General features: G+C 45.5%; 19 protein-coding genes. 7 read left to right on the top strand and 12 right to left on the bottom strand.

Annotation, left to right across the window (positions count from 1 at the left end; all coding sequences use genetic code 11):
- Positions 1-13: 13 nt before the first annotated feature.
- The 3 genes from AC5O63_RS05475 to catB form a co-directional block, all read right to left on the bottom strand.
- Complete coding sequence (locus AC5O63_RS05475) at positions 14-862, bottom strand: pirin family protein (protein WP_494504199.1); 849 nt, start codon at positions 860-862, stop codon at positions 14-16.
- Positions 863-979: 117 nt separating this feature from the next.
- Entirely contained in the window at positions 980-1,477 is a 498-nt protein-coding gene (locus AC5O63_RS05470) for a DUF2867 domain-containing protein (protein ID WP_494504198.1), read from the bottom strand.
- A gap of 267 nt (positions 1,478-1,744) precedes the next feature.
- Positions 1,745-2,377 (bottom strand): type B chloramphenicol O-acetyltransferase, encoded by a 633-nt coding sequence (gene catB, locus AC5O63_RS05465; protein WP_494504577.1) that lies wholly within the window; start codon positions 2,375-2,377, stop codon positions 1,745-1,747.
- Positions 2,378-2,554: 177 nt separating this feature from the next.
- Between catB and AC5O63_RS05460 the strand changes: the two genes are divergently transcribed.
- Positions 2,555-3,853 (top strand): alpha/beta fold hydrolase, encoded by a 1,299-nt coding sequence (locus AC5O63_RS05460; protein WP_494504576.1) that lies wholly within the window; start codon positions 2,555-2,557, stop codon positions 3,851-3,853.
- 56 nt (positions 3,854-3,909) lie between these two features.
- Here AC5O63_RS05460 and AC5O63_RS05455 read toward each other — a convergent pair whose 3' ends face one another.
- Together AC5O63_RS05455 and AC5O63_RS05450 are read right to left on the bottom strand one after the other, a co-directional pair.
- On the bottom strand, positions 3,910-4,290 hold the full coding sequence (locus AC5O63_RS05455; protein WP_239824967.1) for a VOC family protein: 381 nt from the start codon (positions 4,288-4,290) through the stop codon (positions 3,910-3,912).
- Positions 4,291-4,462: 172 nt separating this feature from the next.
- Entirely contained in the window at positions 4,463-4,996 is a 534-nt protein-coding gene (locus tag AC5O63_RS05450; RefSeq protein WP_494504197.1) for a dihydrofolate reductase family protein, read from the bottom strand.
- A 98-nt stretch (positions 4,997-5,094) separates the two neighbouring features.
- Between AC5O63_RS05450 and AC5O63_RS05445 the strand changes: the two genes are divergently transcribed.
- From AC5O63_RS05445 to AC5O63_RS05435, 3 genes are all read left to right on the top strand, one after another.
- A complete protein-coding gene (locus tag AC5O63_RS05445; protein ID WP_494504196.1) occupies positions 5,095-5,661 on the top strand; it encodes a TetR/AcrR family transcriptional regulator in 567 nt (188 codons plus the stop codon).
- A 108-nt stretch (positions 5,662-5,769) separates the two neighbouring features.
- Complete coding sequence (gene arfB, locus AC5O63_RS05440; protein ID WP_004743942.1) at positions 5,770-6,183, top strand: alternative ribosome rescue aminoacyl-tRNA hydrolase ArfB; 414 nt, start codon at positions 5,770-5,772, stop codon at positions 6,181-6,183.
- A 51-nt stretch (positions 6,184-6,234) separates the two neighbouring features.
- Positions 6,235-6,876: an START domain-containing protein gene (locus AC5O63_RS05435; RefSeq protein ID WP_494504195.1), complete on the top strand. Its 642-nt coding sequence runs from the start codon at positions 6,235-6,237 to the stop codon at positions 6,874-6,876.
- Between the two features lie 16 nt (positions 6,877-6,892).
- Here AC5O63_RS05435 and AC5O63_RS05430 read toward each other — a convergent pair whose 3' ends face one another.
- The 4 genes from AC5O63_RS05430 to AC5O63_RS05415 all read right to left on the bottom strand — a co-directional run bounded on the left by AC5O63_RS05430 (position 6,893) and on the right by AC5O63_RS05415 (position 14,783).
- Entirely contained in the window at positions 6,893-7,549 is a 657-nt protein-coding gene (locus AC5O63_RS05430) for a hypothetical protein (RefSeq protein WP_367937237.1), read from the bottom strand.
- A 135-nt stretch (positions 7,550-7,684) separates the two neighbouring features.
- Positions 7,685-9,862, bottom strand: coding sequence for a 1,4-alpha-glucan branching protein GlgB (gene glgB / locus AC5O63_RS05425; RefSeq protein WP_494504194.1), 2,178 nt, complete (start codon positions 9,860-9,862; stop codon positions 7,685-7,687).
- Positions 9,863-10,048: 186 nt separating this feature from the next.
- Positions 10,049-12,229, bottom strand: coding sequence for a 4-alpha-glucanotransferase (gene malQ / locus AC5O63_RS05420; protein WP_494504193.1), 2,181 nt, complete (start codon positions 12,227-12,229; stop codon positions 10,049-10,051).
- 100 nt (positions 12,230-12,329) lie between these two features.
- Entirely contained in the window at positions 12,330-14,783 is a 2,454-nt protein-coding gene (locus AC5O63_RS05415) for a glycogen/starch/alpha-glucan phosphorylase (protein WP_494504192.1), read from the bottom strand.
- A gap of 566 nt (positions 14,784-15,349) precedes the next feature.
- Here AC5O63_RS05415 and malT point away from each other — a divergent pair.
- From malT to AC5O63_RS05400, 3 genes are all read left to right on the top strand, one after another.
- Positions 15,350-18,058: an HTH-type transcriptional regulator MalT gene (malT, locus tag AC5O63_RS05410; protein WP_494504191.1), complete on the top strand. Its 2,709-nt coding sequence runs from the start codon at positions 15,350-15,352 to the stop codon at positions 18,056-18,058.
- A 79-nt stretch (positions 18,059-18,137) separates the two neighbouring features.
- A complete protein-coding gene (locus AC5O63_RS05405) occupies positions 18,138-19,016 on the top strand; it encodes an AraC family transcriptional regulator (protein WP_494504190.1) in 879 nt (292 codons plus the stop codon).
- Between the two features lie 111 nt (positions 19,017-19,127).
- Positions 19,128-19,988, top strand: a complete 861-nt coding sequence (locus AC5O63_RS05400; RefSeq protein ID WP_494504189.1) for a nuclear transport factor 2 family protein — start codon at positions 19,128-19,130, stop codon at positions 19,986-19,988.
- Between the two features lie 70 nt (positions 19,989-20,058).
- Here AC5O63_RS05400 and AC5O63_RS05395 read toward each other — a convergent pair whose 3' ends face one another.
- The 3 genes from AC5O63_RS05395 to AC5O63_RS05385 all read right to left on the bottom strand — a co-directional run bounded on the left by AC5O63_RS05395 (position 20,059) and on the right by AC5O63_RS05385 (position 24,566).
- Entirely contained in the window at positions 20,059-21,477 is a 1,419-nt protein-coding gene (locus AC5O63_RS05395; RefSeq protein ID WP_494504188.1) for an alginate export family protein, read from the bottom strand.
- Positions 21,478-21,569: 92 nt separating this feature from the next.
- Positions 21,570-23,156, bottom strand: a complete 1,587-nt coding sequence (locus tag AC5O63_RS05390; RefSeq protein WP_004743024.1) for a PTS transporter subunit EIIC — start codon at positions 23,154-23,156, stop codon at positions 21,570-21,572.
- A 3-nt stretch (positions 23,157-23,159) separates the two neighbouring features.
- Positions 23,160-24,566: a Sapep family Mn(2+)-dependent dipeptidase gene (locus AC5O63_RS05385; RefSeq protein ID WP_494504187.1), complete on the bottom strand. Its 1,407-nt coding sequence runs from the start codon at positions 24,564-24,566 to the stop codon at positions 23,160-23,162.
- Positions 24,567-24,577: the final 11 nt, after the last annotated feature.

The raw sequence follows: 24,577 nt of genomic DNA, 5'->3' as shown, positions 1-24,577 counted from the left end.
CTCCTAAAGTTGATTAGTAAGTTTCAAACACACCAGAATTGTAATCCTGTATGGTTTGATTAATCTCATCCATTGTATTCATGACAAAAGGGCCGTAATGAACGACAGGCTCATCAATTGGCTCGCCAGCGAAAATTAACACGCTACTTTGCTCAAGCGCTTGCAAGTCGACTCGCTCACCTTTACCCAGCAGCGCAAGTTCACCCTGCTTGAGTGTGTAATCACCAACTTGTACCTTGCCTTGATAGTTTAAGATCATCATGTTGAATTGCTCAGGTACCGACACACTCACTTGCTGGTCACTTTCGGCGCGCCAATCAGACACGCTAAGCTCAACACCCGTCTTATTTAACGGACCTTTAAGCTGCATTTCATTGGCATTGATCGTTCCGGCCAGTACGCGGACTAGACCAAGCTGCTCGTCACTATGTTCAGTGATCGTCTCTGGCTGAAAATCGACATATTGAGCTGGCTTCATTTTGTCTCGCGCAGGTTGATTTATCCAAATTTGGAAACCATGTAAATCACCTTCTTCCATAATAGGCATTTCACTATGGATAACTCCTCGGCCAGCTGCCATCCACTGAGCACCACCACTTCTTAGCTCGCCAACATTGCCCATATGATCTTTGTGTTGAAAATGACCTTTGAGCATATAAGTTAGCGTTTCTATTCCGCGGTGAGGATGAGGAGGAAAGCCGCCAACGTAATCTGAACGTTGGTCCGACTTAAGCTCATCAACCATTAGAAATGGAGAAAACTGCGCATTATTAAACCCAGCCACGCGCTGTATCTTAACCCCATCACCATCTGAGGTAGGATGAACTTGGATTACTTGATTAACTTGTCTGGTTACACTCATGCTGTCTCCCCTTAGTTTGGCTCCATGAAGGAATGAAGACAGTTTACTGACCTTGAAGAGTAAATTGAGTGGGGAGATTAGAGCCTGTCGTTCGAATAATTCGAACGACAATGAGATTTAAGCTAGCACGAGTGTTTTCAAAGAGGTGGGTACTATCAGCTTGTGTACTGGGGCCACAAAAAACATATACACTTTGCCGAACGTGTTCTTAACATCGACAACCGTTGTTGCATGCAAGGTCATTGTGTCGCCATCAGGAACAATAAGAAAAGAGAGCCGAACATTGAGGTGCTTATCGCAATCCTCCACTAGCAGTTCGTTGTCGCTTAAACTCACAATCGAAAATATACCCACTTGATCGCCAACTCGATAATCGCTTATCGGCTTGTTTTCATCCAGATCCGCCATACGCCCTAGGTGTTTCAACCCCAGTTTAGAAACAATGCGATTGCGTAAATCCATCAGCGCATTGACCCAGCGGGGCGTCTTATTCACCATCGCAAAGTAGACTTCGAGTGCGGATTCACCGTTATATGGCAACTCGATATTGTGTGTATCAGCGAAGTAGGCCCCTTGCAAATAGGGGTGAATGTTAGAGTGACTGGGCAGAACCATAGCAAAAACCTTGTTGGGTGAGTAGTCCTTCAATTTATACCAATCGGGATAAATGGCTGATCAGTTAATTGCGCAGGAAAAATCGCTTAGAGCAAGGCATAGATTGCAGCTAGCTAGTTTCTCTACCTACAAAATCTATAACGCAGCTATCAGCGATTTTAACCAGCAAGAATGACCAGAAATTTATTCTGGTTGGTATTATGACCTTAAAGGTGACCATAGATAAAACAAAGGCACAGAAGTGAATATCTGTGCCTTGTCTCAATTTTAATCAGTGGTGTGTTGCTGCCAGTAGCGATACAACCCATCCACATCACACGAGCAGAGTAATGACATAGCGCCTTTAAGCTGCTCGTCACGCCAGTGCCACCATTGCATTTCATTTAGCTTCTCTCGCTCACTTTCTGAGAAACGATACTTAATATGCTTTGCAGGATTTGATCCCACGACTTCATAGGGTGCGACATCCTTGGTCACAACAGCACGACTGGCAATAATAGCGCCATCTCCTATGGTTACCCCCGCCATAATCATCGCTTCGGAACCGATCCACACATCATTCCCCACTACAGTGTTTCCTGCGCGGGAAAATCCATCTTGTGCATCAGCGAAGTTCTCATCCTCTTGATAGAAAAAAGGAAAAGTCGAAATCCAGTCGCTGCGGTGCCCTTGATTCCCTGCCATCATAAACGCAGCACCCGAGCCTATCGAACAAAAGCTACCGATGATCAGTTTATCGACATCGTCTCTATCCGGATTTAAGTAACGCGCGCAATCATCAAAGCCATGACCATGATAATAGCCGGAGTAATAGCTATGACGACCAACAATAATATTGGGGTTGGTTACCTGCTCAGTGAGCGGTTTGCCTGCAAATGGAGAGTCAAAAACATTCATAATTTCATTCTTTTGGTTATCTATGATTTAGTCCAAGGTTAGGATAAGGGTAAAGATGACTCAGGTCACTGAGATTTATCATTGTCATCGCTCAGTCCACACTAAGTGATTCTAGCATTGGTGTCCGCATGGCAACACGATAAGATACCGCATCTCAACGTCACGGATGTACTAACTATTATGAATACCGCTCAGCAATTTATTGATGCAGGAGTAAAATACACTCCGCATTACTTTCAAGTCCCTTTAAATTACTCAGACGATACGCAAGGTGAAATTACCGTTTTTGCTCGTGAGCTATCCTTGGTTTCAGATGGTAACAGCGCAAAGCCTTGGTTGGTCTACTTTCAAGGCGGCCCAGGCTTCCCCTCTCCTCGTCAAAATGGCAATAGCGGATGGGTAAAACGTGCGCTGCAAGATTACCGTGTTTTACTGTTAGACCAACGTGGAACGGGGAATAGTTCAGTGATCTCTCACCAAACTCTGGCACATCTGACACCTGAAGAGCAAGCGGAGTATTTAAGCTACTTTCGTGCTGACAACATCGTTCGCGATGCCGAGTTTATTCGCAAGCAATTTGGGGTTGAGCAGTGGTCAATTCTAGGTCAAAGCTTCGGTGGTTTCTGTTCACTTACCTATCTATCACTTTTTCCTCAGAGTTTGTCTCGCAGCTTTATTACTGGCGGTGTCCCGTCGATTTCTCGTCACCCAGACGATGTATATCAGGCGACGTTTAAACGAACGATGGAAAAGAACCAAGCTTTCTTCCAGCAGTTCCCTAAAGCTCAACAGCTGTGTAAACAGATTGCCGATCACTTGATCGATAACGAAGAATACCTACCCAACGGACAGCGATTTACCGTTGAGCAATTCCAGCAGATTGGAATTAACTTTGGGATGAGTGATACTTTCTTGCCAACCTATTACGCGCTAGAAAATGCCCTTGTAGAGGTGAATAGCAAAACCGAACTGCGCTATGAGTTTTTAAGTAGCATGCTGATGGAACAAGGTTTCCAGACCAATCCAATCTATGCAATTTTGCATGAATCAATCTATTGCCAAGGCTTTGCGTCAAACTGGAGTGCTCATAAAGTTCGTCAGCAAAACCCAGCGTTTAACTACGACAAAGATAAACCTTTCTACTTTACTGGCGAGATGGTCTTCCCTTGGATGTTTGATCAATACAAGAACTTGCAACCACTTAAACCTGCCGCTGAGTTACTCGCAGCAAAACAAGATTGGCAACCGTTATACGATGCGAAGCAGTTAGCAAGCAATAAAGTACCAGTAAGCTGCGCTGTCTATGCCGATGACATGTTTGTTGAGATGGATATCAGCCGAGAAACGCTGACAGAGATGCCGAATGCCAAAGCTTGGATTACCAATGAATATGAGCACAACGGTTTACGTGCTGATGGCGAGAAGATCTTAGATACTCTGATTGCAATGGGTGACCAAACCGCAGCGACACTTATCTAACCATTGAGCCCCCTGCATACAGCTTGGGGGGCTCAACTTAAAATGTGTAGTCGGCGTTATTCCATCGAGTGAAGACCAATCATATTGCCTTCAGTATCGGAGACCATTGAGATAAAACCGTGTGGGCCAATAGCAAATTTAGGGTGAACCACCTTACCACCAGCGCCTTCTACTCTTGACTGCTCATTAGCGCAATCTTGGCAAGAAAAGTAGACCAGTGTGCTATTGCCACCTGGAGAAACCCCTGCCATTTTTGCTAACGCACCCGCTGCCCCGTACTGTTCCATAGAGGATGGAAAAAGCCACATTTCTATTTCCATCTTAGCGTCACCATCAAGTTTCTCTAACGACGTATCAAACACCGCTTCATAGAACGCTTTCGCCCGCGACATATCGTCAACATAGATTTCAAACCAACCAACTGGATTCATTTGCATTTTCCTCCTAGACCTGAGCGAATGACTCTTTAAAACTAGCTCAGATGTCGGTGATTGCTAGCTCATCCGATTATGTATACCGAAGCGTCTCATTCTCGATACAATGAAAGTAAGCTTGAATCTAAACTCAACTCGCTGTTTAACGCTTGCCTAACCCGTATTCAACTAAGAACTATCGCTGACGCAGGTAGCGACTTTGTACAATCGCATCAAGATAGACCTTGCTTTCAACCAAATTGTATTTCTGCAAACCATCCAGTTCACCGAACAGTTTTGCGCCACCACCGAGAACGACAGGAATAGTGGTGATAGCAAGTTCATCAATCAGATCTAGCTTTAAGAAGTTTTGAATTGTCACCCCACCGTCGATATACAAATCCTGATAGCCTTGAGCATTAAGATCCTTAACGATGTCAGGCAAATCTCCGCTGACTAAGAACACCTTGTCTTGGTAGCCAGATGGGACTTCTTTCAATGTGTTACTCAGCACAAAGACGGGCTTAATGTATGGCCAATCAACGTCAAAGCTTAGTACTGCTTCAAGGGTATTTCTGCCCATCACCAGCGCATCGACACGCTCAAGCAGGGGCACAAATCCCATATCAATATTGTCTGGGTTAGGTATCGAGTGCAGCCAATCGAGTCCCCCATCCTTGTCTGCAATATAACCGTCAAGACTGGTTGCAATAAATACGATATTTGCCATGGTCAGGTTCTCCGATCAACGAGTTTGGACAAAGTATAAAACTGAGTTACAATTAATTCTACACCGTAGAATTAATATTAGATTAATGAGATCCTAAGATGTCTGTCAAGCAAAAACGCAGAGGGCGCCCCCAAGCTCAAACAAGCCAATTAGATGCTGAACGTATTCTTGATAAAGCAAAAGAGTTGATGCTTAGAGACAATAAAATGCCAAGTGTCAGAGGGTTAGCCACCGAGTTATCCGTTGACGCAATGGCGATATATCACTACTTCCGTAACAAGAATGCATTGCAAGAATCTATCGTCATTTCTCTGATTGAAGATATCTACCAGCCGGATTCAAGTGAAGATTGGCGAGCGCAATTATCACAGCTCTGCATCAGCTACGTATCACTTTTGCATCGCTACCCTGGGTTACTTGAAACGCTGCTCAAAATGGACTCTGTCAGCCCTGCTAATGTATTTATCGAACGCTTTGAAACGATCGTAGAACCGCTTGGACTCACTCCAGAGACCACTAAGCACGCTATCGACCTCCTTGCCGATTACTTGCATGGCTTTGCTTTAGCCCTCAACTGCCAGCCTGGCAGTGAGCTCACATTAGATATGCTTTCTGGGCCGTTAAACCTTGTTTATAGATGCTTAGACCCTCATTTTGACCGATAGAGCACTGTGTAATTTACCAACAATATGGCTTCAAAAAACCTGAAAACCATGGCGAAGAGTTTCAGTCAGGCTACAATAAGTCTTCATAATCTAAATCACCGATACTGAATGCTAAAGATATCCAACAACGTCACCCTACAAGCTTGGGAGATACAACTCACAGCAATACGAGCTCAAGGGGCGGGCGGGCAAAACGTCAACAAAGTCTCTAGTGCGATTCATCTTCAGTTTGATGTTAAGCACTCTAGCTTACCTAGCATTTATAAAGAGCGAATTCTTGCTCTGCGTGATTCTCGTATTTCAAAAGACGGGGTCATAACAATAAAGGCCCAGCAATTTCGAACTCAAGAGCAGAACAAAGAAGATGCGCTCAACAGACTCGCTGAACTGATCACATCGGCAATGGTGGTGCAAAAGAAACGTCGAGAGACAAAACCAACCCGCGCATCTAAAGAAAGACGGCTGAAAAGTAAAAACATCAAATCGCAGACCAAGTCTCTTCGGGGGCGAATTAAGCATTAAGCTCAGTGTCATGTAGACTTAAACAAGGACGGTTAGAAATCAGGTAAGATAATGACAAACTTAGGGAAAAGTATTTGTATCTTCAGTTTCATCGCCTCAAGCGCTGTATGGGCAAAGCCTGTTGCTAACTGGAAGTTTGAGAGCGATGGTAACGGCATTACCATTTACTCTCGCGAACACAGTGATGGACTGGTCGAAATTAGAGCAAGAATGTTCGCCCCCACCAGCTACAGCGCGTTTTTGTCGCTGTTGGAAGATACCGATAATGTACCGAACTGGATTGATAATGTCAGTCACAGTCGCGTTGTAAAGCAAATCTCATCCAACGAAAACATTGTCTACACACAATTTGCCGCACCTTGGCCTGCAAAAGACCGCGATATGGTCACTTACTCAAAATATTCCGTCGATGAAATAGGCTTTACACTCAACATCAAAGACGCCCCTCCAGCCAGTTTGCCCGAGCAAGAGGATTACATCCGCATTACCTCAGTAAAAGCCACATGGACGCTGCAAAAGCTCACCAATGGTAGTGCTCTTATCGAATACGTTGCTTTCGCTGATCCTGGCGGTGCTCTGCCTGATTGGCTAGCCAACAAACTCGCTAAAGAAAGCGCTCGCAATACCTTTATGGGACTGCGAGAACAACTTCCTAACTACCAAGGCAGTGCGCACCCCAATATCAAAGAGTGATAGAAAACCCGCTAACCTAGAATGCAAAGCTTGGGGTATTAAAGCCGAAATGTTCAAGCTGTTGTGGGGACATGTAATAGATTCCCTCTGCAGACGCCGCATGCATAGTAAACCAATAAAATTCTTCAGGTTTGCTTAGCCCAATATCTTGGTAGTATTCAATATACGGCTGATGTTCTGGGCTGCTTTTTGGTAAGTTAACGCCACCCACTACTTTTCCTTCATCATCTTCGAAAGCCCACGAATGCACGCCAACTTTCGCGCCTTTTTCCGCCTTTCTGGTTACTCCAGAGAGAAACAGATCTGTCCCACCTGACTCAACGATGCCTTTCTCACCTAAGTAAGTACTGATCCCCATCTGATGAATCTTCTTCGATAAACGAAGGTTGGTTTCATCGTCGACAGAGCCTGGTATCTCCTTTAATCGAAGTAGCTTTACTTTCGGGTACTGTTTAGTCATTTGTTCAAATGCGGTGTACGAGCCCGAACAGATAACACCATTGACTCGCGCCTGCTCAAAAGACGAATCGACGGTAAAAGTCAGAGGCTCAAAATCATACTCATCCGCTTCTTGGCACTGTGACTGAAAGACATAGGGAGCAAGATTATCTTTTGAAGACTGACAACCTGAGAGTGCGGTAACGGCGATAAATAGCGGGATTAAGGGTTTCAATTTCAGCTCCAAAACCATTCATTATTGTTATGGATAGTTTATTGAGCCATTGATTATTAATGTATATGGATGTTGTAAGGCTTTGTCATCAAATGTCAGAGCTAAAAAAGCCCAGTTTTCACTGGGCTTAAATCACTAATCTAACTTGTAAAAGACGGTCGCTAACGGCGGCAATCTAAGGTGAATCGACTGCTCTAAGCCCTCGCTTGCTACCTCTTCGCTCGTCACCGAGTTTAACACTTCAAATCCACTACCGTGGTATTTGTTGTCATCAGTGTTAAGCAGCAATTGATATGTTCCTTTGTGCGGTACGCCCAATCTAAACTCTTCATGTGGAACAGGAGTAAAATTGGTCACAACAAGAACACGCTCTCCACTATCGCTCAAGCGTTCATGAGCCAAAATCGACGCTTCAGCGGCATCTTGCAATCGCCACTCAAAGCCACGCGGTTCGCAATCTAGCTCATGCATCGCTTTCTCGCTGCTGTATAGCTTATTGAGATCGCGAGTCAACGCCTGAACCCCTTGATGGCGTTCAAAATCAAGCAGGAACCATTGCAGTTGATCGTCATGGTTCCATTCCGCAGTCTGACCAAATTCTGCGCCCATAAAGTTAAGCTTTTTACCCGGTTGCGCGTACATATAACCAAGATACGCACGCAAGTTGGCTGTTTGCTGCCACTCATCGCCAGGCATCTTATTGTGAATCGAACCTTTACCGTAAACCACTTCATCGTGTGATAGCGACAGTACATAGTTCTCACTGTGGGCATAAACCAGTGGGAAGGTAATCGTATTGTGATGGTATTGACGGTGAATTGGATCTTCTTGAATGTAAGACAAAGAGTCGTGCATCCAGCCCATATTCCACTTAAACCCAAAGCCTAAACCGCCCATAAAGGTAGGTGCTGACACTCCCGGGAATGCGGTCGATTCTTCTGCAATCGTCATTGCATTCGGGAAGTATTTGTACACTTCCTCATTCATCCATTTCAACGTGGCAATCGCATCGTAGTTTTCATTGCCACCATCAACATTTGGAATCCATTGGTCATGGCTACGTGAGTAATCGAGGTACAACATAGACGCCACTGCATCGACTCGAATGCCATCAATGTGGAACTGCTCAAACCAATACAATGCATTAGAAACTAAGAAACGTCTTACATGTTCACGGCCAAGGTCGTAGATGTATGAGTTCCAATCTTGGTGCCAACCGCGACGTGGATCTGGGTCGTGGAATAAAGGCGTACCATCAAAATTGGCTAAGCCGTGATCATCTGATGGGAAGTGCGCTGGCACCCAATCAAGTACCACACCTAGACCGGCCTGGTGACACTGATCGACGAAGTATTTAAAGTCATCTGGTGTACCAAAACGACTGGTTGGCGCAAATAAACCCACAGGCTGATAACCCCAAGAACCATAGAATGGATGCTCGGAAACAGGCATCAATTCGATGTGGGTGTAGCCCATATCGACAAGATAAGGGATTAACTGCTCAGCCAATTCACGGTAGTTTAGGAAGTCACCATTCGCACCACGACGCCAAGAACCTGCATGCAGTTCATAGAACGAGAGCGCTTCTTTGCGCTTTTCCGTCACCGGACGATTTTGCCATTGCTCATCTTGCCATTGGTAACGGCTATGATCGTAAGTCACTGAGGAAAAAGAAGGATACTGCTCCGCAAATGCGCCCCAAGGATCAGCCTTATGAGGTAAGCCTTCACCATTTGGTCCTTTTAACTCAAACTTGTATTGAGTACCTTCAGGGAGATTTGGAATAAAGATACCCCAGATACCATAATCGAGACGCTGCATAGGCGTGCGACGTCCATCCCACTGGTTGAACTCACCCACCAAACTACACGCAGAAGCATGCGGTGCGTATACCAAGAAACGGATACCTGAAATCTGTTTGCCACCACGCTCAAGCGTCATAAACTGCGCGCCCATATGCTTGTACATTTCTTTAGGCGTATGCAGATCATCATATTCAGCGTAAATGTTGTGATACTGATAAGGATCATCCACCAATTGCTCGGTGCCATTCCAATCGACAGCAAGCAAGTAGTGCGTTAAATGCAAATCTTGCTCTTGTTTAAGGATAAAGCCAGAGGCATCTTCCCTTTCAAGTTCTACCCTCTGATCTTCGATCACTAATTCAACTTTATCAGCACCTGGCATCCATACACGCAAAGCGCCGTGCTCTGGATCGATAAACGGCCCGATAAACGAAAATGGGTCAGCAAAGGTAGCGTGTGAAAGCCGGTTATATATCTTTGTCGCCTTATCTAACGTTGTTGTTTTCAAGTTACTTCTCTCCCTAACCTAACTTTCATAATCCAAATAAGATTAGTTGTCGTATTGACAGGTCATATGACCCAAAAAGCCCGCTATGCAGCGGGCTTAATTAGCGTTACAACAGTTTACCGAATTCCGGCTCTACATAGAGTGATACAACCTAAAATTTTCTATGTATGAACTGCAATTAGACGACTATTTGCTTACTTTCGCTCGAACTTCGGTGAGCTTGTGAGCAATGCGATTAACCCCTTCATGCGCGAATACTTCGTCGAGATTCATCGACAGTTTACGACGCCAGTTTGGATACTCATCGACCGTGCCTGGGATGTTAACTGGCTTGTCCATTTCAAGCCAATCTTCCAGCTGGACGCTGAGCAGTGTCGAAGAGCCCGCTGCAACATGAAGTTGAAGTGCTTCCGCTAGGTAAGAGTCCATTGGCACATATTGCGCATCACGTCCTACACCTTCTGGTAGGTAACCATGCCATGCCACTGAATCAAGGATACCTTGCTTACATTCTAGACGGTCAGCGAACAGACCTTTGAGCTGCTCTGCGTCAGGATATAGGCCAAGTTCTTCACCCATTTTAAGGTCTTCACAATGCCAGAAACCACGTAGCGTTGGCATATCGTGAGTACACAAGGCAGACATAGATTGCTCTGCGTAATGAGCAGGTGAAATAAAGCCGCCGTCATCTTCAGACGTTTCAAAGAAGAAGACCTTGTATGAATGAACGCCAGCATCACGTAGAATCTCAACGATTTCATCAGGCACAGTACCCAAATCTTCACCAATTACGCTACATTGATAGCGATGCGACTCTAACGCCAGAATCGCTAGCATGTCTTCCACTGGGTAGTAGATGTAAGCGCCCTTAGTAGCGTTTTCACCTTTAGGAATCCACCATAAACGTAGCAGACCTAACACGTGGTCAATACGCAGTGCGCCACAGTGTTTCATGTTCGCGCGTAGCAGCTTAATGTATGCATCGTAGCCAGTCGCTTGCAGCACTTGTGGGTTAAGTGGAGGTAGTCCCCAGTTTTGACCCAGTGGACCAAGGATATCTGGTGGAGCACCGATGCTTGCATCCATGATTAGGTTGCCATCATCCGCCCAAGTTTCTGAGCCTGAATCCGCCACACCCACAGCCAAGTCACGGTAAAGACCCACTGACATGCCTTTTTCTTCAGCCAAAGCTTGCGCTTCTTTAATCTGAGTATCGGCAACCCATTGTAGATACATGTAAAGATGAACTTGATCTTGGTTTTGTTCGATGAAACTTTGCACCGCACTGTTTTCAAACTTACGGTACTTTTCAGGGAATACAGGCCAGCCCCAAACATTAGAATCTTCAGCGTGCAGTTTGGCGTGAAGCGCATCAAACGCAGCTTGATGAACTAAGCTCTCGCCACCCTCTTCAACGAAGGCTAAGAAAGTTTGCGCTCGCTCTGAATTTTTATCTAAGTGACGTTTCTTAAACTCAGTAAATAGCTGAGGAAGAACACTCATTTTCAGATCAGAGACTTCGGTGTAGTTCACCCAGTGTGACTCGCGTGCTTTTTGCAGGCGTTGTTGGAACTCTGCACTGCCCACCTTTTGCTGCGCTTCAATGCTTAGCGCAAACTCAGGTACAGAACTAACGTCAATGTACATGATATTTAGCCAGCGGCGTGACGACGGGCTGTATGGGCTCGCCCCTTCTGGGTTTGCCGGGAACAATGAATGAATTGGGTTTAAGCCAACAAAATCACCACCGCGTGATGCGATATCAGCAACTAACTGTTTAAGGTCACCAAAATCACCAATACCCCAGTTGTGCTGAGTGCGAAGTGTGTAAAGCTGAACACTTGGCCCCCACATTTTCTTGCCGTTTAAGATGCCATCTTGTTTGAAACACGCTTTTGGCGTCACAATCAATGTCATCTCATAAGGGGCTTTACGACGTTTACGAGTGATCGTCAGCTTGTGATAACCCCAAGCGATATCTCTCGGTAATGCAAACACTAAAGGGCCACCCTCTTTGCGCTCATCGCGTACGATTTGCGATTGAAGATAGCCTTCAAGTACCTCTCCCTGCTCAGTATCTAAGCGCCAGCTAAACTCACTTTCGCGAGCACTCGCTCCTAGGTTCAGTGCCACTTCGACAGGTTCACCATCGCGGACAACCAGTACTGGGTCTAGCACATCTTTCTTATGCTTTTTCTCTGCTGATTTCAGAAGAGTTTCATCATTTGTCGTGTCATAGCCTAAAGACGCAAGTAAGTGACGAATGGTTTCGTCTTCAACTTTAGCTTCATCTCCCCACGCGCTAACGTAGCTGTCGGCAATTCTCGCCATTTCAGCGACTTGTTTTAATGCGTTATCTTGTTTCATCGCTCTCTCCGAAGGACTGCTAATACCTTCAAAATGTAGGGTTATTAATCATTATAAAAAGAGTAGAGCCAAGGCACGTAGCCTTGGCTTTTTTAATCAATTAGCGCTTAACAGCTTCTAATTTCCAAATGTTGTTCACGTAGTCTCTAATTGAACGGTCAGAGGTGAACTTACCAACCAAGGCGGTGTTCAATATGGCTTTCTTCGCCCAACCCGCTTGGTCTTTGTATTGTTTGCCCATATCTTCATGTGCTTGAACATAAGAAGCAAAATCAGCTAAACATAAGTATGGGTCACCACCATCTAGCAAGCTATCGAATGTGGCACGAAGTAGGCCTGGTTGACCTGGGGTAAACTCTTCGCCCGCAAGTAGGTCAAGCGATGCTTTCAATAGAGGGTCTGCGTGGTAGTAATCGTAAGGGTTGTAACCTTGCGCTTTCACCGCTTGCACGCCTTCAACGTCTAGACCAAAGATGTAGATGTTTTCATCGCCAACTTCTTCACGAATCTCTACGTTCGCACCATCCATAGTACCGATAGTTAGTGCGCCGTTTAGCGCCATCTTCATGTTACCCGTACCTGATGCTTCTTTACCCGCTAGCGAGATTTGTTGCGAAACGTCAGCCGCTGGAATGATGATTTCAGCCATGCTTACGCGGTAGTCTGGGATGAATACCACTTTCAGCTTGTTGCCAATGCGCGGATCGTTGTTGATCTTCTCAGCTACCTTGTTCACTGCGAAGATGATCTCTTTCGCTAGGTGATAGCCTGGCGCTGCTTTCGCTGCGAAGAAACACACGCGTGGCGTACATTCAAAACCAGGTTCGTTGATGATGCGGTGGTACAGAGACAAGATGTGTAGCAAGTCTAGATGCTGACGCTTGTACTCATGCAGACGTTTGATTTGAACATCAAAGATAGCATTTGTATCTAGCTCGATACCCATGTTCTCTTGAACCCAATCAGCAAGGCGCTGTTTGTTTTGCTTCTTAACTGCCATGAATTCCTGTTGGAACTTAGCGTCAGTTGCAAACTCAGCAATACCTTCTAACTGCTCAAGTTTTGCTGGCCACTCGCTGCCAATCTTATCAGTGATAAGCTGAGACAGACCTGGGTTACAGAACTTCAACCAACGACGAGGCGTTACACCGTTTGTTACGTTAGTCAGTTTACCTGGGAAGATTTCGTTAAACTCAGGGAATAGATCTTTCTTAACAAGCTCTGAGTGAAGCGCTGCCACACCGTTGACTTTGTAAGAACCGATAACACAAAGGTTAGCCATGCGAACCATGCGGTTGAAACCTTCTTGGATGATAGACAGCTTCGCTTGCTTCTCACCATCACCAGGCCACATCTTACGTACTTCTTGTAGGAAGCGGTGGTTGATTTCAAAGATGATTTCCATATGACGAGGTAGTAGACGCTGAATGAGCGACTCTGGCCATGTTTCTAATGCTTCTGGAAGTAGCGTGTGGTTAGTGTAGGCAAAAGTATTTGCACTGATGTCCCACGCTTTATCCCAGGATAGACCTTTCTCGTCGATCAGGATGCGCATTAGCTCTGGGATAGCAATTGTTGGGTGCGTATCGTTAAGCTGAATTGTCTCTTGCTTAGGAAGATCTGCCAAAGCAAAACCCGCTTCTTCATGACGACGTAGAATGTCGCGTACCGATGCCGCCGAGTGGAAGTACTGCTGCATTAGACGCAGAGTTTTACCTTTCTCGTGGTTATCATTCGGGTAGAGAACTTTAGTAATGTTGCCCGCATCAATCAGAGCGTGCTGCGCTTCAAAGTAGTCACCATTGTTAAAGCTCGCTAGTGAGAATGGTGCAATTGCCTGACATTCCCAAAGACGTAGTGGGTAAACTGTATCTGACTCGTAACCCACGATAGGAAGATCCCAAGGCATCGCTTTTACACTCATACCCGGTACCCATTTACGAACTTCTTTACCGTTCTCATGTGTTACTTCGACATGACCATAGAAGCCGATTTCTTGTGCAAGTTTAGGACGCGCGACTTCCCAAGGGTAGCCTTCAATACCGCGCCATGCGTCTGGTGCTTCTTGCTGACGACCTTCTTCGAATGATTGTTTAAATAGACCGTATTCGTAGTGTAGGCCGTAACCTACTGTCGGATATTCTTGTGCAGCACACGAATCCATGAAACACGCTGCCAGGCGACCTAGACCACCGTTACCTAGTGAAGGGTCACGCTCTTCTTCAAGTAGATCCGTTAGGTTTTGACCAAGCTCAGCCATCGCATCAGTGATTTGGTCGTATAGACCCATGCTGATCAGGTTATTACCTGTTAGACGACCAATTAGGAATTCTAGAGATAAGTAGTTAACGCTTTTTGCGTTTTTGATTTTTGGATCTTGCTCTGTCTTAAGCAAGTCAAACGTTGTTAGTTCAGCAAGCGCTTTGCCCATAGCTAAGTACCACTCACGCGCTGTCGCTGTCTCTTCAGTCTTAGCGTAAGTTGCTGAAAGGTGCTTTTTCACGTCAGCTTGGAAAGTCGCTTTATCAAAATTTTTCTGTTGCGTAGGTTTCATTAGAGAAATCTCACTTATTGGTTCTAATCCATCTGTGCCATATCGTGCATTGACATGAACAGCAAAACATCCTCCTACAACACGGCAATTTGGGAGGAGGACGAAGGGCGTAGAGGGCGTATTACCAAGGGCTCAGTGATCTAACTCTCATTTAAATTCAACATCGTCTGAGCTCTGGTGATAAGGATCACACCATCAACGCATTTACCCTATAACTGATGTATTAAAGATATGTGTAGAGGAACATAACCAATTGAACAATATGCATACTCGGTCACAATAAGAATCATCACATGATGCAAATTACACAGCTATTGGTGCAAACAGGCGTTCAAATCCCACTATTCAGCCCACCGATAAGTGACAAGAATCACAAAAACAGGGCGTAGTTAGCATCAAAATGTGAATTACGCGAAAAACCCGCCGTCGATCAATAACTGTAGCGATTATTCTCAAGTAACATCCTTGCCAATAAGCTTAGTTGTACAATATTTGCTCAGCAGCGTACCAAACTAATTGGAAACACGTGGCCCTCTCTCTATAGGGCATAGCATAGGGATAAAAAGATGTGGATTCCTTCGAAATTAACTCGCCCGGCTCGCTTACATAATGCGATTGTCAGGCCAAGAGTTTTAGATCTCCTTCAACAAGCCCCGTTTTACAAACTGGTTTTATTTAGATCTCCCGCCGGCTATGGAAAAACCACGATGGCCGCACAATGGCTATCGGATAAATCACACGTAGGTTGGTACAGTATTGATGAGAGCGATAACGATTCATTCCGCTTCATCAACTACCTGCTACAAGCGCTCAATAAAGCGACGGATGGCTGTTGCCCGAATTCACAAAAGCTGGCAGAAAAGCGTCAATTCTCTTCTCTTCACTCCTTGTTTGGCGAAGTTTTCACTGAAATGTCGAATTTCCATCAAGAGTGTTATTTGGTGCTGGATGACTACCACCTAATTTCGGAAGACGAAATTCACGAGGCAATGCGCTTCTTCCTCAAACACATGCCTGATAACGTCACTTTGGTTGTCACTAGCCGCGCGGCACCACCACTGGGGACTGCTAACCTTCGTGTTCGCGATCTGATGATCGAAATTGGAGACGAATTGCTCGCTTTCGATACCGAAGAAACCACTCGATTCTTTAACCAACGGGTCGCAGACGGCATTGACGATGCCACGGCAAATAACCTACGCAACTATGTCGAAGGCTGGCCATCGGCGTTGCAGCTAATCGCTCTGCAAGCCCAGCACCAGCATAAAACCTTAGCTCAATCAGCAGAATCCTTCTCTCAGTTTAACCACGCTCATCTTTGGGATTACTTGGTTGAAGAGGTGTTTGATCTTCTCGACAAAGAAACGCGTCATTTCTTACTTCAATGTTCGGTACTGGATCATTTCAATGATCAGTTGGTCTGCGAGCTGACAGAGCGTGAAGATGCCCTTAGCATGATTGAGTCACTAAACCGATTCGGCCTGTTTATTCACCCACTAGAGGGCGAGCAAAACTGGTATCGCTTCCACAACCTGTTTGCAGAATTCCTTGCACACGAGCGTACCGCGCGTATCCCTCAACAAGAAAAGCAACTTCATCAGACGGCAGCAAAAGCTTGGTTGAAACTCTCTTCGCCTCATCAAGCATTGCGTCATGCTCAAGAAGCCAATAACAGCCAACTAACAGCGGATATCTTAAGCCAGTATGGTTGGAAGATGTTTAACGGCGGAGAGCTAATCACGCTTGAACAAGCGATTAATACCCTCACCCCTGAGCAACTTTATAGCGAGCCTAAACTCTGCATGCTGCAAGCTTGGTTGGCTCAAAGTCAGCATAGATATAACGACGTCGGTGATTTATTGTCGAGAGCCGATGAGCAGATGAAGCAACTAAACATCGTATTAAGTGCTAAGGAACAGGGAGAGTTCAATGCTCTACGTGCTCAGGTCGCGATTAACCAAGATGAGCCAGAGAAGGCGCTCGAACTTGCTGAACTGGCACTTAGCCAAGTAGATAGTACGGTTTATCGCAGCCGAATTGTTGCGACCTCTGTGGTCGGTGAAGTTAACCACGTACTCGGGCACCTAAGCCGCGCCCTGCCTATGATGCAGCAAACCGAAAAACTGGCTCGCCAATATCAGGTCTATCATCAAGCCTTGTGGGCAATGCTTCAACAAAGTGAAATTCTGATTGCTCAGGGCTATGTTCAAGCGGCGTACGAAGTTCAAGATAACGCTTTCAAGCTCATCGAAGAGCATCAATTACAGCAAGTGCCTCTGCATGAGTTTTTGCTACGTGTCCGAGCGCAAATTCTGTGGTGCTGGAACCGCCTAGATGAGGCAGAAGAGTGTGCCTACAAAGGGCTGCATGTTCTCGGTGACCATAGCCCGAGTAAGCACTTACATAGCTATTCCATGTTGGCACGTATTGCAATTGGCCGAGGTGAACTGGATAAAGCGGGTAAATTTATCGAGCAAATCGCCCACTTGCTTAAGCAATCTACTTACCATGTTGACTGGACCGCCAATGCATCACTTTCGTTGATTCTGTTCTGGCAAGCACGTGGCGATCTAGACTCCATTCAACAGTGGCTTGAAACCACAGTACGTCCTGAAACGGCGTGCAATCACTTCACTCAACTGCAGTGGCGCAATATCGCTCGCGCGCAAATCGCTCTAGAACAATATGCAGATGCAGGCAAAACACTTGAATTCTTACAGCAACAAGCGCAAGAAAACGAGTTGTTGACTGATACCAATCGAAACTTGATTGTTGAAGCAGTACTTGCCGTTTCTCAAGATGATGAAGAAGCTGCACGTGAACACCTAAAACGCGCGTTGGAGTTAACCAATCAAACTGGTATGTTGGGCAATTTCCTCGTTGATGGCGCCAAGATTGGTCATATTCTTGAGAAGCTTAACCAGAAAGATGAACTTGGCGACCTAGAGCGCCATCGCGCACAGCAGTTGCTTAAAGATATTTCGACGACTCAACGCAGCAGCTCCGTTCACTTCGATGAGGAGTTTGTTGAGAAGCTCGTTAATCACCCAAATATCCCAGAACTTGTTCGTACGAGTCCGCTTACTCAGCGTGAGTGGCAGGTGCTGGGGCTGATCTATTCTGGGTTTAGCAACGAGCAGATAGCTCAAGAACTCGATGTTGCAGGTACAACGATCAAAACGCATATTCGTAACCTATATCAGAAGCTCAATATTGCTAACCGCAAAGAGGCGATTAAAACCGCTGAAAACCTTCTGCAATTGATGGGTTATTAAGTGAGGATTTAAAGCACCTCTTACGTTCAAGAGGTGCTTTCCTATTATCTACTCTATAGGGCACTTTGTGGAGCAGCTAATGACAATTCCAGAAATTGCATTCAACCACCGTAAGGCAAACAATGCGGAGTTAGAGATTTTTGAACTAGAGAGCCTTTACCAGAGAAAAGGGCTACGTCACGACCCAACTGAACCTCACCGTGTTGCATTTTTTGCTTTGATTTTTATTCAAAAAGGCACTGGTATTCACCATATCGACTTTGAACCCTACCCTTTTAAACCGGGTTCAATTCTGTTCGTCCAACGTGAACAAGTTCAGGCTTTCGATTTTAGTCAACAGCCGAAAGGCAAAATGCTGATTTTCACTCAAGCATTTCTCGACCAAGTCCATATCAATATGCGCTTGCCCAATTACACGCCTACGCATTTAAATCCGCACCACTCTCCTCTGCTCGATCTCGACGTAAATAGTAAAAGCCGAATAGATATATTGGTAGAGCAAATGCAACTAGAGATGAAGCAACCTAACCCTGATCCATTAATCGTTATGTATTTGTTTTCAGCCCTCGCACTCATTTTACATCGGTTAAGACCTGAAGTTCCTCAGGATAAGTTGTCTGACGAACAAAGCGCAAAGTTTGCGCGTTTTTTCGAACAACTTCAGGCCAACTTCCACAAAACGCGTGACGCCAACTGGTACGCGCATCAACTAGGAACAACATACAAAACTCTCAATCTCACCTGCAAATCAGCAACGAACTTAACGGTAAAGCAATTGATCGACGCATTTGTCATTATCGAAATCAAACGTCGGTTAGTGGTGAACCAAGCAACCTCTCAACACCTTGCCTATGAATTTGGCTTTGAAGATGCAAGCAATTTCGTAAAGTTCTTTAAGAAGCATAGCCAAATGACACCGAGTCAATTTGCCAAGTACCACACAACTCCAAAATTGTGACCCCGTAAGCTTACGGGTTCGATATCTACCATTTTTTATCCTAAATGCACAATGATTTGCTAATTCGATATCCCTAACATGTTTCTCGAGCCAACATTGAGGTATATCAGAATGAATTTGTTAACTACATTAAAAACAACCACGCTTGTTGCGGCAGCAGTGAGTTTAAGTGCTTGCGCAACACAACCCGAGATAACCGACCCAAGCCAGACGCAAAAAGCCGTTGCGGTTATCTCCAGTATTGAAACTGGTGACCAATCTGCAATTAGCTATATCAACCCAAACAAATACATCCAACATAATCTGGCTGTAGGTGATGGTTTAGCTGGGTTTGGCGAAGTAATGGCAGCGTTACCCAAAGGCAGTGCGAAGGCAAATGTGGTCCGAGCTTTCGAAGATGGTGACTACGCTGTCACCCATACCGAATACAACTTTTTTGGCCCCAAAGTTGGCTTTGATGTGTTCCGCTTCGAAGATGGGAAAATCGTCGAACATTGGGATAACTTACAAAGCATTATGCCAATGAACCCAAGTGGTCGCACTCAACTCGACGGACCGACACAAGTACTAGATATTGAGAAAACAGAACAGAATAAGCAACTCGTCACTGATTTTGTTCAGACCATCTTGATCGATGGCGATATGGCAAAAATCAATCAGTTTATCGATAACGGAGAGAATGCCTACATTCAACACAATGCGATGGTTGCTGATGGTCTAAGTGGTTTAGGTAAAGCACTAACTGCGCTCGCAAAAGCAGGCACTCCAATGATTTACAATGTAAACCACAAGATTCTTGGACAAGGGAATTTCGTGCTATCCATCAGCGAGGGCGAGTTCCTAGGCAAACATACCTCATTCTACGACCTGTTTAGGGTTGAGAATAACAAGATTGTAGAGCACTGGGACGTTATCGAAGCTATCGCTCCTCAATCTCAGTGGAAGAACCAAAACGGTAAGTTTGGTTTCTAACAAAAAAGCCCGACCTGAGGTCGGGCAATAGACAGACGATCATCATTCCGTGACAATCAAATAGGACTTACTAGAAGTTATAGATTAGAGCAAGTTCGACACGCATTGCGTCTTTGCTATCGGTGCTGACTACGTCACGAGTGTAATCACTTGCTAATGCATAGTAGGTGTTCACTTCCGTTTTCAGGTTACCCGTAATGTAGTTATGGAACTGCAGATAGAACTGGGTATAAGCATACTTCTCATCCGAGTCTGCACCGAACAACACGTCTTGGTTTAGGGTGTAGATGGCGTCATCTGTATTGGCACGCCACGTCGACATAAAGCCCGTAATAATGGTTTGCTTTGGAGAGTATTCAATCACTGAGTAACCACCGAGCTGCATGGCGTTACCGTAAGCGCCATCATGGGCAAAGCCAAGTGGGTCACCCGTCCAAAGTGGGTTAAAGGTATTCACCTCATCACTGTTCTTATCCGAGCCAGAAGCATAGTGAAGGTTCATACCCACACGGTAGTTCCAATCCGCTTTCCAGTTGTAGTTAAGGTCTGCATACCCCATGTAAGCCGAGATATCTTTACCTGCGTGATCACCAAACTGGTACACGCCGTCTAACATGTAGCCAAAGCCTTCACCGACGAAGTTATGCGCATGTAAGCCTAACACTTGGATATCCACGTCACCGTCTGGCGCATTGACAAAGCTTGAGTTAGTTAGCTGATTGCTCATCACATAAGCTTGCATCACACCAAAGCTTGTTCCCCAGTTAGCAAATAAGCCCGTCGATTTCTTGCCGTTGGTTTTATCATCCCAGTTACCACCGAAGCTGCCATCTTTAAACAGCGGGAAGATCTCTTCACCATAGTAGGCATCAAAGTTAATGCCATTGACGCTGTACTTAGCGCTGACGGCATTCCAACTTGATTGAACTGGAGTGGGTTCTCGGTTCATCATTTGCCACTCATTGAGATAGATCTCTTGGCGACCTAGACGAGTACTTAAATACTGATCTCCATCATCAAGTAGCTTGAATTCAGTAAAGAATTGATGGAAATCCGTACCCGCATCATCGACAGGACCCGGAGCATCTAAGTTGGTATAGTTAGTGCGAATCTCACCAAACACACGCATCCAATCTTGATAAGTCACATCCGCTGAAAAATGCATTCGTGAGCGAAGCTCGTTGTGTTTACGTACATCAGGGTCGTACATATGATTCCAGCGATTATCAAACGCCAGTTTCACGTTACCAGCAAACGAGACTTTCCACTCACCATCGTCCGTAATATCTAGACGTTTGAGTTTTTCAGAGAAGCTCTTGTCGCTCTCTTTTAGATTATCAACATAGCTCCAATCTTCGTTAGCGCGGTCGCCCCAGAACACAATTGGGCTACGCTCTGGCCAAGAGGGAGTTTCTGCTTCACTGGCATGTAGGACACCGGAAATACTCAATGCAATTAAGGTAAGCGAACATTTTGTTATGGTTTTCATTATTCAATTTCCATATTTTGGGCACAAGGAGTCCCGCCTGTGGCCCATCAGCCACAGGAGGAGTTTGTTGTTATTGGTATTTATTTTTTTAGTTAGGAATCCACGCCAAGCGCTTCTTTAATGCCTGAAGCTATGGTAATCACATTGGCACCGTAGATAACTTGAATACCTTTCGGCATACGGACAACACCGATGGCATTGAGCTCTTTCTTCCAGAAGTCATCGCTTGCGGCCAAGGTTTCGTCATGGAGTGAAACACGTAGTCGAGTCGCGCAGTTAGAAACGTTTTCAATGTTCTCTGCGCCACCAAGTGCTTTGATGATCTCTACTGGCAGCCCTGCGGTGTTTTGCTTCTGCTTCTTCTTGAAATCTTCTTTGCTATACAGCGCGATATCACCTTCATCAGCGTCTTCACGACCCGGCGTTTTCGAATCAAACTTCAAGATAAAGAACTTAAAGGTGTAGAAGTAAATCACGAAGTAAAGCGGAATGATCCACAGCAGTGCCCATGCATGTACTTTCTCAGGTTGCAGTAAGTTTGGCACCATAAACAGTAACTGGTTACCATGGATAGATACGCCCATCATCTCAGTAATGACATACGCAAGGCCATTTAAAGGCACGTGCACAGCAAAGAACAGGAATGGCTGAACGAATAGGAAGGTGTACTCTAGCGGCTCTGTAATACCGATAACCGCGGCAGTAAATACCGCTGGGACCATGATCGCTGCTACTTTCTTGCGGTTTTCCGTTTTCGCCGTAACGTACATAGCGTATGCAGCACCTGTTAGACCACCAATTTGGATTGGAATACGACCACTGGTGAAGTTATGCGTAATGTAGCCAGTCGCATCAGGTGAGCTCATTTGGCCGTTCATGATGTTACGAACACCTTCGTAGATCACGCCGTCAATTTCCATCACACCGCCGACGCGAGTGTATTCGATTGGGAACGCAATCAGATGGTGAAGACCAAACGGCAATAAGCCCTTATCGAACACACCAAACAAGAAAGAACCAAAAATGCCAGAGCTCGTAATCAGAGTAGTAATAGACTGCAAACCGCCAGCAATTGGTGGCCACGCGTAGTAGGTAATTAATCCCACTGGCATGATCGCCATGTAAGAGAAGATCACTACCGCACGAGGGCCAGAGAAGAAGCTCAGCATTGCAGGCATTTCAAATTTGTAGAAACGGTTGTGTAGCCATGCCGTTAAACAGCCGACGATGATACCGCTGAAGATCCCCATGTTGTATGAGAATACCCCTAGGTTTTCACCCCATAGCGAGTTAAAGTTTTGCGCGGCAACCATCTCGTAACCGAGTTCGTTCACTAGGTAGTCGACGCTTGTTGTTTCTGGTGTCCAACCGTTGAAAGCGGCGATAGAGCCAACAGCAACGTTGAAACACATAAACATGGTGAAGCCAGTGAACGCCGCCCAACCTTTTTCTGATTTAGAAAGGGCGAACGCCAAACCAATGGCAAAGAATGGTGGTAGGTTACGCATTACCATCAAACCGAGATCCAACATCAGTTTGAAGAATGCCCAGATAACAGAGTCTTGGCTGGACATTTGGTTGACAACGCCCGCACCAATACCAATGTAAATACCTGCAATTACCAACACGATGATAGACACCATCATGCCGCCAGCAAGTGCTTGAACCTTATCTCTCATAATTTACTCCTGAAGTGATATGAGAACTTTCACGTATATTGTTATTGCTTTTCTCAATGACTCTAGGCTGAGCTGTTCATTGGGCTCGTGCACATGAGTCACATCACCTGGAAAAGTAGGTCCGAATGCCACACCATTGCTTAACGCACGCGCGTACGATGCCGCGCCTTTGCTAAAGCATTGAGATTCCATTCCCGTAACTTCGGAATACGCTTTTCCCATCGCTTGGATAAGGGCACTTTCGGGTGAGAGGTAAGATAGAGGTAGGTACTGTCGCTCGTTGAAACTCACTCCATACTTTTGGGATAAGTGTTGGAGTTGGGTACGGGTCTCTTCGATGCTCAGTCCTTTAGGAAACCGAAAATCAAAATCCAAGTTGTATCCATGTTCGTTAAGGTTGAGAGAAGAGACGCAGCAACTGGTGCTACCCATTTCCTCATCGTGATACGCAAGCCCTAATTTCGCTCCATCAATCGACTCTGTAAAACAAGAATCGAGCAACTCAATTAAGCTTTTTGAGTTTGCGTCTAACCCTTCAACATGGCGCATCGCAGTCATAAACTTGTCCAAACAATTTGGGACGCGATGCGGGTTGCGAGATTTCTCCCACGGCGTTGTCAATACAACGCGATACAGCTCCTTCTGCTGAGTTACTTCGGCAACACTGTCAAAGTGTTGTGCCACTCTTGCTGCCTGTTGTCCTGAAAACCAAACCGAAAGGTGGTGACACGTTGAAGTACGGTCTCGCTCACTTTCAATCCGGTGAATCTGGCAACATCCTAAGTCACGTAAAGGTGGGAATTCTTTTTGTAACTCGGCATACAAGATACCTTTCTCTCCATTGACGATTGGGAAGTCGCCATCCGGAGAAAAGCCAACAGCCGGTTGCGGCTGATGACGAAAATAATGCTCTACACATTCCCAAGTTGTCTCTTCAGCCCCACCGATAATGACGCGAATTTTCCGCTTCATCGGTACATTGAGCTGCTTAAACATCTTGAGGATGTACAGCGAAGCCATAAGAGGCCCCTTGTTATCCGTTACACCTCGGCCAAACACCAAAGCGCCCTGTTGGTGAAGTTCAAACGGAGGCGTTTTCCAACGGCTTGCGTCCCCTGCAGGGACGATATCGACGTGATGTAAAATGCCGATTTCTTCTTCACCTTGACCATAGCTAATGTCCATTGCATAGCCTTGGTGATCGCGTACTTCTAACCCTTCTCTTATGGCAAAATTAATAAGGTAATCAAACGCTTCTCTAATACCTTTACCAAACGGTGCGTAGTGAGATTTGGTGCTCTCATCACGCACTGACGGAATAGCAATTAATCCAGATAAGTCGCTGAGTAATTCATCAGTACGGTGTTCAAAATACTCTATCGCTAGGTTGGAAAAATTGCGTTCCGTCATCTTTTGTTCCT

It is taken from the genome of Vibrio sp. SCP2 (assembly GCF_059295395.1).
Note: the sequence above shows the minus strand (reverse complement) of the source record. Positions and strands in the feature narration are given on the sequence as shown.